This is a genomic window from Citrobacter sp. Cf072, assembly GCF_030334485.1.
GTDB classification, from domain to species: domain Bacteria; phylum Pseudomonadota; class Gammaproteobacteria; order Enterobacterales; family Enterobacteriaceae; genus Citrobacter; species Citrobacter freundii.
Genome location: NZ_JAOWDX010000047.1, coordinates 160,488 through 173,370, shown reverse-complemented (window position 1 = coordinate 173,370; position 12,883 = coordinate 160,488). Strand labels below are relative to the sequence as shown.

Sequence of the window (12,883 nt, the reverse complement as noted above, 5' to 3'; positions counted from 1 at the left end):
TGTAAATAACAATAAACAGTGCCGCCGGGTGGCTAAAAAACCGGCGGCACGTAGGATCAGGCTGTGCGAGCCACCGCGTCACGCGAGGCGGCTTCACGTTCATCGCCCAGCAGTTCACTCAACTGTCCGTTACGCATTTCCAGCAGCCTGTCGGCATGAATAAAATAGTGATCGTCGTGGCTAATGGCGAAAATGGTTTTGCCCATTTCCTGCATCAAAGGCAATAGCACCTGATAGAACTCCCGGCGGAAATGGGGATCCTGATCGGCAGCCCATTCGTCCAACAGAATGATGTCGCGCTCCTCCGCCAGGGCCAGCAGCAGCGCCACGCGTTTCTTCTGCCCTTTCGACAGTTTCAGATTGAGGATACGGCCATCGCTCAGCTCCAGCTTGTGCCCCATCTTCAGATGTTCCAGCCACTTCGCGACCAGCTGCGGATTAGCCTCTTTACCTTCCGGCCCCAGCAGTTTGTCGAACAGCCAGACGTCGGTAAACACGGCGGAGAATAGCTTGCGGTAGTCTTCCGGTTTTTCAACGGCAACGGCCTTACCATCAAGCAATATTTCGCCTGACTGCGGCTGGTATAGACCAGTCAGTAACATCGCCAGCGTAGATTTCCCGCTACCGTTACCGCCAATCAGAAAGATCAGTTCACCGCGATGAATCGTCAGATTCACGGGTCCAACGGAGAAGGCGTTATCCTGATAGTGGAAAACCACGTTACGTAACTCCAACGTCTGCCAGTTCGGAAACGCATTTGGACGTGGGAATTCGGCCTTAAAGGGCGCAAGGGCAAACCTGTTCAGCTTGTTGAACGCTACCTGCGCGGTGAGCAGCGTCGGTAGCGCGCCAACGGCAGAGAGCAGCGGCGTGCGCAAAAATAGCAGCGTCAGCGAATAGGTCGCCGCCACGGCGGTATCCGCCCAGCCCAGACTGTTGGCCATCCAGAACACCAAACCAATGGCGCCCAGCATCATAATGTTCGACCAGTTGACTGCGCTCAGGTGGAAAGTATCGGCGCGAATAATATGGTGACGGTACTCTTTGGCATCCGGGACGTACATCTGATTAAAGATATGCTCGGCACGCTCACGGTTGAGCGTCAGCTCTTTGCGCCCTTCCAGCACCGTTTGATAATCGTTGTACAACTTATCTTCAGTTTCGCGCAAGGTGGCCATGTGTTTATACACCCGCGCCACCAGCACAAATCCGCCCCAGATGGTGATTGCCATCCAGATTGCCGTCACCAGCAACATTTTAGTCGACAGCATCGCCAGATACGCCGCCGATCCGACTGTCAGGATAATCCCCTGTACCAGCTCAGGCAGACGAACAAAGGCGATGGTGATGTTGCGGATATCACTGGTTAAACCCGCCAGCAACGAGGCGCTGCCAAGCTGTTCGATGCGCTCGACGTGGGTGTCCAGAATCCGTTTGATAAATTCGCTACGCAGTCGGTAGACAAAGTGGTGTCCCAGCGTGGTGAGCGCCAGTTGTGAACCGAGGGTGACGGCCATCAATAACAGCAGCAGGCCAAGAAACTCCGGTAGCACCATCAGCGTGGTGTCGACCGTTTCAATCAGACGCTGGTTGATAAACGCAATCAGCCCAATCCCCAACGCGGCGCTGGCGAGGCTGAGCGCCATCACGCTGATAAATGGCCAGCGATACTGCCGCCAGACAAGAAGTAAAAGTTCCATGCACACAACCCGGACAAGTAATAACAGCCCGCAGTTTAAACATCTCTTCGCTGACAGCAATAATAATTCTTATTTTTATTCTTTTTTACCTGCCTGACGAAACGTCAGATTGTAACGACAGTCTCCGGTCAACGGATGATACCCCGTTTTAAGCGGCTGGATCCCATGATAAAACAGCCGTGAATTACCGCCCCACACCACGACATCGCCATGTTCCAGCAGCAAACGCTTTAAAGGGTCATTACGGCGCAATCCGCCAAATTGAAAGATGGCCGGTAGCCCCAGCGATACAGAGACAATCGGCGCCCGCAGGTCGGGCTCGTCTTTATCCTGATGTAAGGACAGTTTTGCCCCTGGCGTGTAGCGGTTAATCAGGCAGGCATCGGGTTGAAAATCAGCATAGCCCGCCGCCGTCGCCGCCTGTTGACACAGGTCAGCAAATGCATCCGGCAGCGGCGGCCAGTGCACGCCGGTGAGTGGATCAAACGGAGAATAAAGATAGCCATGCTGATCCGTCGTCCAGCCCAGATGGCCGCAGTTGGTCATTGCCACCGACATCGTATAGCCGCCGGGCGTTACCATCTGACGAAATGGCGACTGTCCGCTATCGCCTGCAGTAAAGTGGGTGCAGAGTCAAAAGCGAAACGTCGCAGAATAACCGCACCTGAAGCCAGCGGCTCCTGCCAGGGTTTAGCATCCGCAAAAAGATCGAGCATTATGTTTCCTCGCCAGTAGTTTCCCGTTGCAGTAACTGCGCCTTGCGCGCAATACCCCATCGGTAGCCCGAAAGTGCGCCATCACCACGGATCACCCGGTGACACGGAATAACAACCGCCAGTTTGTTGGCCCCACAGGCACTGGCCACCGCGCGTACCGCCTTCGGTTTGCCGATGGCGCTGGCCATCTGTTGGTAGCTCATTGTTTCGCCGCACGGAATTGCGCGCAGCGCCTGCCACACCAGCTGCTGAAATGCGGTGCCCCGGATATCCAGGGGTAGCGATAGCGACGCGTCACGCGAGTTGATCGCGGCGATCACTTCGCGCACGCGCTGCTGAAAATCGGCATCTGCAGGAACATCCTGCGCGGCGGGAAACAGCTCATGCAGATCCGCAACTAACGTGGCGTCATCATCACCAAGTAAGATCGCACAGATACCCCGCTCGCTTTCTGCCACCAGACAACGACCCAGAGCGCAATCTGCGAGGGTATAGCGTACAGAAACGTTGTCGCCACCTTTACGAAATTGCTTTGCGGTCATGCCTAATGTCTGATCCGCTTTGCGGTAATAGCTGCTGCTGTCGGGGAATCCGGCGTTGAGAATCGCCTGCGTAACCGGAACACCTTTCGCCAGAGCATCGCGCAGACGGCGGGCACGCCAGGACTGCTGCCACGCTTTCGGGGTCATGCCTGTCGTAGCTTTGAACAAGCGATGTAAGTGATACGGACTCATTGCCACCTGTTGTGCCAACTCGTCCAGCGTAAGAGGTGACTCTTGCTCCAACAACTGGCAGGCGCGGGCAATTTTGTCCAGCCGATGCTGCTGCGCGCTGTCTTTATCCGGCTGGCAGCGCTTACAGGGGCGAAACCCGGCAGCCTGCGCCTGCTGAGCATCAGAGAAAAAGCAGACATTTTTGCGCAGCGCATGTTTTGCCCGACAGGACGGACGGCAGAAAATACCGGTGGTCTGGACGGCAAAAACAAAATGACCGTCGGCGTCGGCGTCACGAGCCAAAACGGACTGCCAACGGTCATCGTCAGTGATGCGTAAACGATTTTTCATTTCGGACTCCTTTGTTAAGCATAGCGCTTAGCCTCAGTGTGTCCCCATAGCCGGATACAAAAACCCGCAATCTTGCTTTTTAATTTTTTTCGCTGACCAGAAAGCTTTTGAACTGCGGCGACATCCAGGTGTTAAACCCCTCGCCCTCTTTCATAATCATATAGACCGCCAGCCCTTCACGACGCACAACTTCTTTGGCCTTTTCCGGGCCGAGCACCATCAATCCAGTATCCCAGCCGTCAGCTTCCAGCGCCGTTGGCGCAATGACCGTTACGGACACCAGGTTGTGTTCAATCGGACGACCGGTTTGCGGATCGATAACATGGGAAAGACGCTTGCCATCCAGCTCATAATAGTTACGGTAGCTGCCGGAGGTGCTAATGCCATGCCCGTTAATGTCTACAATCGCCTGCACCGCGTTTTCACGATCGGTCGGTTTCTGAATTGCGACTCGCCACGGATGCCCTTCAGCATTCATACCGCGGCTGTTTAGCGCACCACCAACGGAAACCAGATAACGGGCGATCCCTTCCTGCTCCATTAATCGTGCCAGATGATCGGCGGCGTACCCTTCGCCAACGGTAGAGAGATCCACATACAGATCCGGCAAGTCTTTTTGCAGGTAATTCCGATGCGCTTCATTCACGACCTTTAGATGTGAAAGTCCGGTTTGCGCTTTTGCAGCGTCAATTTGCTCTTGGGTGGGAATATGCAACGGTTGCTGATCCGGGCCAAAGCCCCACAGATTGACTAACGGCCCCACGGTGATATCCATAGCCCCATCGGTTTTTGCGCCAATGCGTAGCGCCGAGGTCACGATATCCGCCATGGCGTCGCTAACCGGCCATGGTGACAAACTATTCGATAAGTTAAAGCGCATCAATGCAGAGTCATTTTTATAGGTGGAGAGCAGTTGATCATCGGCATCAAGCTGAGTCTGGATCTTCACCTGTAGTTCTGCGGCGCGTTTTGCATCGACGCCCACGACACTGACCCGCCAGAAAGTGCCCATGGTTTTACCTTCCAGAACGGTGGCTGGCGTTGTGGTCTGAGCAGGTTTCGGGGCTTCATCGCACCCGACAAAAAAAATCGTCACCGCCAGCAGCGCTGCGCGATAAAATTTCATTTCCATACGTAATTATCCTCATGCGAACGCGCGCAAGAGTACACCAAAAATCGTTGTTTGTACGGCGGAAAAACAGCATTAAAAAAGGCCCCGCAGGGCCTTTGATAACAATAAATGTAGATTAGAACTGGTAAACCAGACCCAGCGCTACGATATCATCGGTACCGATACCTGCGTCACGGGTGAACTGATTGTCATCCAGCAGGTTGATTTTGTAATCAACATAGGTGGACATGTTTTTGTTGAAGTAGTAAGTCGCACCAACATCAACATATTTCACGATGTCTTCGTCGCCATAGCCACGGCCCAGGTCTTTACCTTTAGACTGCAGGTAAGCCACGGACGGACGCAGACCGAAGTCGAACTGGTACTGAGCAACCGCTTCGAAGTTCTGTGCTTTGTTAGCCCAACCCATGGAGCCTGCACGCGTTGCGTTGTAGGTCTGAGTGTACTGAGTTGCAAAGTAGAAGTTGTTCGCGTCGTATTTAATACCACCGGTATAGGTTTCAGCACGGTCGCCGGTACCGAAGTTCAAACGGTTCTGTTCGTCGGTACGTTTGGAACTGGTGACTGCAGTACCCAGAGAGAAGCCTTCGCCGATATCATAAGTGATAGATCCGCCAACGCCGTCGCCATTCTGACGCAGTGCTTCACGACCGTTGTTGGTCACGCCGGTCATGCCTTCGCCTTCCGGGCTACCGTTTTTACCCTGATACTGCAGGGCAAAGTTCAGGCCATCAACCAGACCGAAGAAGTCGGTGTTACGGTAGGTCGCGAAACCGTTACCACGCTGCTGCATGAAGTTGTCAGAACCGTAGGTGTCGCCGCCGAATTCCGGCAGAACGTCGGTCCAGGACGTTACATCGTAAACTACGCCGTAGTTACGACCGTAGTCGAAAGAACCAACATCAGCGAATTTCAGACCCGCAAACGCCACACGCGTCCAGGAGTTGTTCTGAGATTCAGGCGCGTTACCCTGAATCTGGTATTCCCACTGGCCGTAACCGGTCAGTTGGTCATTAACCTGAGTTTCGCCTTTGAAGCCGATACGCATATAGGTTTGGTCACCGTCAGCGCTTTTGTCATCGGAGAAATAGTGCAGACCGTCGACTTTGCCGTACAGGTCTAATTTGTTGCCGTCTTTGTTATAAATTTCAGCCGCATTCGCTGCGCCTGCTACCAGCAGTGCTGGTACCAGGAGGGACAGTACTTTAACTTTCATGTTATTAACCCTCTGTTATATGCCTTTATTGCTTTTTTATGCCACTGCATACTGATTAAGGTCATTAACCAGTCGGCAACTTCATTCTCCGCAAAAACACAGAATAATCCAACACGAATATGATACTAAAACTTTTAAGGTGTTTCATTTATCTGCATAGATGTTTCAAAATATTAATACAAGGGAACTTTTTTAAAATCAAAAAATAGGCAAAATAAGCACAAATAATCAAGAATCATATAAATAATCTTTAAAATCAACAGATTACATGAAAAATTCTTATAGCACTGAATGACAAAAAAAAATCTTCACTCGCAACTAAAATAGACCCGCTATCATCATTAACTTTATTTATTACCGTCATTCATTTATGAATGTCTGTTTACCCCTATTTCAGCCGAATGCTCAGCGTTCGGTTTTTTTTTACCCTTCTTTACACAAAACTTACCTTTCTGTGCTACCGATGCAAAACTATAACGACTATTAACTATCTCATAGCACTGCGCTCAGATATAAGCCTGACAAATAATTGATTGTTATTTAATGCTAAATGTATACTTTCCGTACGAATATTTGTACCCGCCGTTATCCACTGTACACCTTTGCACCGTCACGGGTGCAACCAAATGAGGCGTAAAAAATGCAACCTCTGCCGCGCGGTGTAAGTGTGGTAATTCATACATTACCCTTTATACTGCCCCTTCATCTTTCGCGTCGTTTAACAGGTCATAAACACGAATGAGTCAGTCTGACACAACGGTTTCCACCCGATTCTCCCTGTTGCCAGGAAGTATTACCCGTTTCTTCTTATTACTGATCGTTGTGCTGTTGGTGATGATGGGTGTTATGGTCCAGAGCGCCGTCAACACCTGGTTAAAAGATAAGAGCTATCAGATCGTCGATATTACCCATGCCATTCATAAAAGGGTCGATACCTGGCGATACGTGACCTGGCAAATCTATGACAACATTGCCGCCTCAACCAGTTCGCCGGGTGCAGAAGGGCTGCAGGAAACGCGTCTGAAACAAGACGTCTATTATCTTGAGAAGCCGCGCAGAAAGACCGAGGCGCTGATTTTCGGCTCGCATGACAGTTCTACATTGGAAATGACCCAGCGCATTTCAACATATCTGGATACGTTGTGGGGCGCAGAGAATGTCCCATGGTCAATGTATTACCTGAATGGTCAGGACAACAGCCTGATCCTAATCTCGACGTTACCGCTGAAAGATCTTACATCCGGTTTTAAAGAATCGACGATTGGGAATATTGTCGATTCCCGGCGCGCTGAGATGCTGCAACAGGCTAATGCGCTAGATGAACGTGAAAGCTTCTCTTCACTGCGCCGTCTGGCCTGGCAGAACGGGCATTACTTCACGCTACGCACGACCTTTAATCAGCCAGGACATCTGGCAACGGTTGTCGCCTTTGACCTGCCGATTAATGACTTGATCCCGCCCGGTATGCCGCTGGACAGTTTCTATCTGGAACCTGATGCCACCTCAACTACCGAGCACCTGAATGAAAAAGAGTCGCCTGACAGCGTCAGCATTAATTTCAACAACAGTAAAATTGAGATCTCTTCGGCGCTAAACTCAACGGATATGCGGCTGGTATGGCAGGTTCCGTTTGGCTCATTGCTGCTCGACACATTGCAAAGCATTCTGCTACCGCTTTTGCTGAACATTGCGTTGCTGGCCCTGGCGCTATTTGGCTATACCACTTTTCGCCACCTCCCAGTCCGTTCCACCCAAGTGGCGCCAAACCTTGCGGCAAATAATGAACTGCGCGTTCTTCGCGCAATCAATGAAGAGATTGTTTCCCTTCTGCCACTGGGATTACTGGTACACGATCAGGAAGCAAATCGTACGGTTATCAGCAACAAAATTGCCGATCACCTGCTGCCGCATTTAAATCTGCAAAACATTACCAACATGGCAGAGCAGCATCAGGGAATCATTCAAGCCACCATCAATAATGAACTGTATGAAATCAGACTGTTTCGCAGCCAGATCTCCCCGAGAACGCAGATCTTTATCATTCGTGACCAGGACCGCGAAGTGCTGGTCAATAAGAAGCTGAAACAAGCGCAGCGGCTGTATGAGAAAAATCAGCAGGCCCGCGCGGCCTTTATGCAGAATATTGGCAGCGCGCTGAAAGACCCCGCGAAAACGTTGGCTGCCAATGCCGCCGCGCTCAATACACCGGACAGCCAGAAACTGGCAAATCAGGCCGACGTTCTGGTGCGAATGGTGGACGAAATCCAGCTAGCCAACCTGCTGGAGAACGATGCCTGGAAAGGTGAATCCACACTGTTTTCCGTGCAGGCATTAATTGACGACGTAGTTCCGGAGGTTCTGCCAGCCATTAAGCGTAAGGGGCTGCAGCTACTGATTAAAAATCACCTTAGCGCCCATGATGAACGCCGTGGCGATCGCGATGCCTTGCGCCGTATTTTGCTGCTGTTGATCCAATATGCGGTAACCACCACGCAGATTGGTAAAATCACGCTGGAAGTCGACCAGGATGAGTCAGAGGCTGAACGCCTGACCTTCCGCATTCTGGATACCGGGCAAGGCGTCACATTGAATGAAGTTGATAATCTCCATTTCCCGTTCATCAATGACACGCAGGGCGATCGGTATGGCAAAGCCAACCCTCTGACGTTCTGGTTGTGCGATCAGTTAGCCCGTAAGCTTGGCGGACACCTGAATATCAAAGCGCGGGAAGAACTTGGAACACGTTATATCGTCCATGTTAAAATGCCGCTGCACGATCAACATGCTGATAGTGAAGAGCGCCTGTTGGATGACGTCTGCGTAATGGTTGATGTCACCTCAAATGACGTACGTAGCATTGTATTACGTCAGCTGGAAAACTGGGGGGCAACCTGCATCACGCCCGATGAACGGTTGAATAGTCAAGAATATGATCTCTTTTTAACGGATAATCCGTCTAATCTTACTGCTTCAGGCCTACTTTTAAGCGATGATGAGTCTGGCGTGCGGAAAATTGGCCCTGGCCAACTGCGCGTTAACTTTAATATGAGCAATGCTATGCAGGAAGCTGTCCTTGAGCTGATTGAAGAGCAACTGGCGCAAGAAGGGTTCCAGGAACTCCCCCTCGGCGGAGATGAAAACGCCGAACTTCATGCCAGTGGTTACTACGCTCTCTTTGTAGACACAGTACCAGATGATGTTAAGAGGTTGTATACTGAGGCGGCTATCAGCGATTTCGCTGCGTTAGCCCAAACGGCCCATCGCCTGAAAGGCGTGTTTGCCATGCTTAATCTGGTACCCGGCAAGCAGTTATGTGAAGCGCTGGAACATCTTATTCAAGAGAAAGATGCTCCAGGTATAGAAAAATACATCAGCGACATTGACGTTTACGTCAAGAGCTTGCTGTAGCAAGGTAGCCCAATACATGAACACTATGAACGTAATTATTGCCGATGACCACCCGATTGTACTGTTCGGTATTCGTAAATCACTTGAGCAAATCGAGTGGGTAAATGTTGTCGGCGAATTTGAAGACTCCACTGCACTGATCAACAATTTGCCTAAGTTGGATGCGCATGTGTTGATTACCGACCTCTCCATGCCGGGAGATAAATACGGTGATGGGATCACGTTAATTAAATACATCAAGCGTCATTTCCCGAGCCTGTCGATTATCGTTCTGACCATGAACAACAATCCGGCTATTCTGAGCGCGGTACTGGATCTCGATATTGAAGGGATCGTACTGAAGCAAGGTGCGCCAACCGATCTGCCGAAAGCGCTTGCCGCACTGCAGAAAGGTAAGAAATTCACCCCGGAAAGCGTGTCTCGTCTGCTGGAAAAAATCAGCGCCAGCGGCTATGGCGACAAACGTCTGTCACCGAAAGAGAGTGAAGTTCTGCGTCTGTTTGCCGAAGGTTTCCTGGTTACTGAAATCGCGAAAAAACTCAACCGCAGTATTAAAACCATCAGCAGCCAGAAAAAGTCGGCAATGATGAAACTCGGTGTGGAAAACGATATCGCCCTGTTGAATTACCTCTCTTCCGTAACGCTGAGTCCCTCAGACAAAGAGTAATTCTTTTAACACCAAAGTGCCTGATGGCACGCCGTTTATCAGGCCTACGAATGACACTGCTTGGTGCGTGTTCCGTAGGCCGGATAAGGCAAGCGCCGCCATCCGGCATCTGTTATTCCCGCGCCTTCCTCACCCTTTCCGCATAGACCGTCAGCGTTTGCTTCAATACATCCAACGTCACTGGCTTAGACAGACAGCTATCCATACCCGATTCCAGGCAACGCTGCTTCTCTTCGGCCAGCGCGTTGGCCGTCACGCCGACAACCGGCAGCGTTAACCCTAACTGGCGGATACGCTGGGTCAGGCGATAACCATCCATGTTTGGCATGTTGACGTCACTCAGCACAATGTCGATATGATTTTTGCTGAGCACATTGAGCGCATCCACACCGTCATTCGCGGTTTTACACTGATATCCCAACGATCCCAATTGATCGGCCAGTAAGCGCCGGTTTATAGGATGATCGTCAACAACCAGGATCATCATGTCATCGTTCGTCGCACCGGCTTTATCCGGGGTTGGCAGCGCCGTGGAGAGATCTTCACTCCCCAACTCTACACTGTAGATATGTGCCAACAGCGCAGGCAGTTCGTGCGGTGACGCCACGCTGTGTACCCATTCTCCAGGCTCTCTTTCCAGCGGAATGCCAATATGTCGGCGGCAGAAAATCACCGCTGCTCGCCCCTGCCAGGCCTGTTCCAGCACATCGTCGGCCACCAACAGGTCATCCGCATCGGGCTGTTGTCCCTCATATCGCAGCACCGTCATCCCATTACGCGTCAGGCTGGATTCGAGAAAGTGGTACAGTGACGCATTACGTACTGCCAGCCAGCAACGCGTGCCAGCCAATCCTTCAACACCCTTTTTCAGCGGATACTGTGCGCCATAAAGCGGAATACGCAGCGTAAACTGGCTCCCCATTCCCGGCTCGGAATCGACGGAAATATCCCCATCCATCATGCTGATCAGTTTTTCACAGATCGCCAAACCAAGTCCCGTTCCCTGGAAATTACGCTGTACGCCAGTCCCCACCTGGAAGAAAGGATCGAACAACCGAACCACCTCTTTGGCAGGGATCCCTACACCGGTATCACGCACTCGAATGCTCAGATAGTCGCCGCTGCACTGCACGTGCAACACAATACAACCGGTATCGGTAAACTTGATTGCGTTACTCAGTAGATTAGAAATCACCTGTTGTAAACGCATCGGATCGCCATTCAGCGCCACTGGCACATCCGGATCGATAAAGCAGTACAACCCCAACTGCTTGCGGACCACCAGCGGCAAATAGTTAGCCGTAATATGGTTCATGACTTCACGCGGTGAAAACTCTCGCGGTTCAATCTTCAGCTGTTCAGATTCAATCTTTGAGAAGTCGAGAATATCGCTGATAATTTTCAGCAGCAGGCTGGAAGAGTTATTCATCGCCGTTACCAGACGATCCACCCCACTCGGTAACTCTTTGGTTTGCAACAAATCAAGGTTACCGATAATGCCATACAGCGGTGTACGTAGCTCATGGCTCACCGTCGCAAGGAACATTGATTTTGACTGGCTAGCCTGTTCCGCCGCCTGTGCCATCTCCTGCAACGACTCTTCCATTTTAACGCGCGCACTGACATCAACAAGGACACAAATTGCCACGTTTTCATTACGATAGCGCGAGTGCACAAAGCTGATTTGCAGATTGGTATTGTTGCTGGTCAGCACATCAACAAAATTGACCTGTTGGCCGCAAATAATTTGCGTTAACCGCTGACGGTCTTCATGCGTCAGCATGTTCAGATAGGTGTGCGCCAGTTCGTTACTCAGTATATTAATGCCATCCATCGTGCGCAGAATACAAATACCCACCGGCGCAGAAGCCACGATTTTACGGTTAAACTGCTCATGTTCTTCCAGCCGCTGAGCATCACTTTCCGCTGGAATAAAAATGCGCCGTTCATACATGCGCGTGAGCATAAACAATGCCGCCCCGACCAGCACGTTCAGCAAGATAGCGTTCAGGATCATCATGCGGATCCGCTCCAGCACCAGGTCGACAGGAACGGAGTACACGATGCTCAGGGAGGACGGAGGCAGATTTTTCTTCAGTACCAGCTCGCGGAAACCTGGCGTGTAACCAAACCAGGAGCGCTCCTGCATCCAGTGGGGCTCAGCCTTAATATTCCCTTCAGGGCCGGTGAGAGAAATTAGCGCATGGCCATTTTCGTCGAGGATGGTCACGCCCATAGGTAAGCTACCCGGTGTGAAGAAATTCTCCATGCGAATAGGCTGCTCTACGCCCAACAGCGCCTGGAGACGATTGGCGAGGTAAACCGGCGTCAGTGCATAGAAATACCCTACTCCCGGACGCGGCCCCTGGCTAATCCAGAACAAGTTGTTGCCGTTTTCTTCTTGCGTAGCATTGCGATACTTAATAATGCGCTCATGCAGAGCCTTCAGGGCCTCGTCTCGTTCGACGGGCATATCACGCAAACCGAAATTGGCCATACAGAGGTTGTCGCTGCCGATCAGGAACACTCGATTTAAATCATAAGCGGCGGAAAAGTTGTCGCGCCAGTAGCGCATAAACCATGCCAGTGATTCCAGAGAACCTCGCCAGGCGTTGCCCATTACGGAACAGTCGGAGTCGGCAAACAGCGGCTCAAAATTAGGCACGACGGTTTTATCATCTCGCGCCCGCAGCGACATCACGCCGTTTTCCGCCGTTAAGCGATTTTCGGCAATATATTTCAGCTCTTTAATCACATCAGAGGTGCGCTGAATGTAACGTTGGGCCTGATCGGAGCTGAGATTAAGCTCCTGATGGATTTCAGACTCTCGCTGGTGCAGCGCATTCACAATGTAGAACACGGAGGCAAACGCAATCAGACACCAGATAACGAGCGCCAGCGCTCTGAACAGGTAGCGTGAGACTTTTAGGGTTGAATGAACGGAAGCAAGGTATTTCAAAGGGGCGAAGCTCCGCCTCAG

7 protein-coding genes and 1 pseudogene are annotated in these 12,883 nt (G+C 51.3%); 2 read left to right on the top strand and 6 right to left on the bottom strand.

Annotation, left to right across the window (positions count from 1 at the left end; all coding sequences use genetic code 11):
• Positions 1-56: 56 nt before the first annotated feature.
• From OGX66_RS19540 to OGX66_RS19520, 5 genes and pseudogenes are all read right to left on the bottom strand, one after another.
• On the bottom strand, positions 57-1,700 hold the full coding sequence (locus OGX66_RS19540) for a multidrug ABC transporter permease/ATP-binding protein (protein ID WP_003027580.1): 1,644 nt from the start codon (positions 1,698-1,700) through the stop codon (positions 57-59).
• Positions 1,701-1,775: 75 nt separating this feature from the next.
• Positions 1,776-2,416 (bottom strand): annotated as a pseudogene (gene alkB, locus OGX66_RS19535) (DNA oxidative demethylase AlkB).
• Positions 2,416-3,480, bottom strand: a complete 1,065-nt coding sequence (gene ada / locus OGX66_RS19530) for a bifunctional DNA-binding transcriptional regulator/O6-methylguanine-DNA methyltransferase Ada (protein WP_088903251.1) — start codon at positions 3,478-3,480, stop codon at positions 2,416-2,418. Before ada ends, alkB begins: the two are co-directional and overlap by 1 nt.
• A 79-nt stretch (positions 3,481-3,559) precedes the next feature.
• Positions 3,560-4,612, bottom strand: a complete 1,053-nt coding sequence (gene apbE, locus OGX66_RS19525; protein WP_044711498.1) for an FAD:protein FMN transferase ApbE — start codon at positions 4,610-4,612, stop codon at positions 3,560-3,562.
• A gap of 115 nt (positions 4,613-4,727) precedes the next feature.
• Positions 4,728-5,828 (bottom strand): porin OmpC, encoded by a 1,101-nt coding sequence (locus tag OGX66_RS19520; RefSeq protein ID WP_057101391.1) that lies wholly within the window; start codon positions 5,826-5,828, stop codon positions 4,728-4,730.
• 738 nt (positions 5,829-6,566) lie between these two features.
• Between OGX66_RS19520 and rcsD the strand changes: the two genes are divergently transcribed.
• Both rcsD and rcsB read left to right on the top strand, forming a co-directional pair.
• On the top strand, positions 6,567-9,236 hold the full coding sequence (gene rcsD / locus OGX66_RS19515) for a phosphotransferase RcsD (protein ID WP_003845134.1): 2,670 nt from the start codon (positions 6,567-6,569) through the stop codon (positions 9,234-9,236).
• 16 nt (positions 9,237-9,252) lie between these two features.
• Positions 9,253-9,903, top strand: coding sequence for a response regulator transcription factor RcsB (gene rcsB, locus OGX66_RS19510; protein ID WP_003027592.1), 651 nt, complete (start codon positions 9,253-9,255; stop codon positions 9,901-9,903).
• 112 nt (positions 9,904-10,015) lie between these two features.
• On the opposite strand, the gene rcsC is transcribed toward rcsB, so the two are convergent.
• Positions 10,016-12,862 carry a two-component system sensor histidine kinase RcsC gene (gene rcsC / locus OGX66_RS19505; RefSeq protein WP_057101392.1) on the bottom strand — a complete coding sequence of 949 codons (2,847 nt, stop codon included), beginning with the start codon at positions 12,860-12,862 and terminating at the stop codon, positions 10,016-10,018.
• Positions 12,863-12,883: the final 21 nt, after the last annotated feature.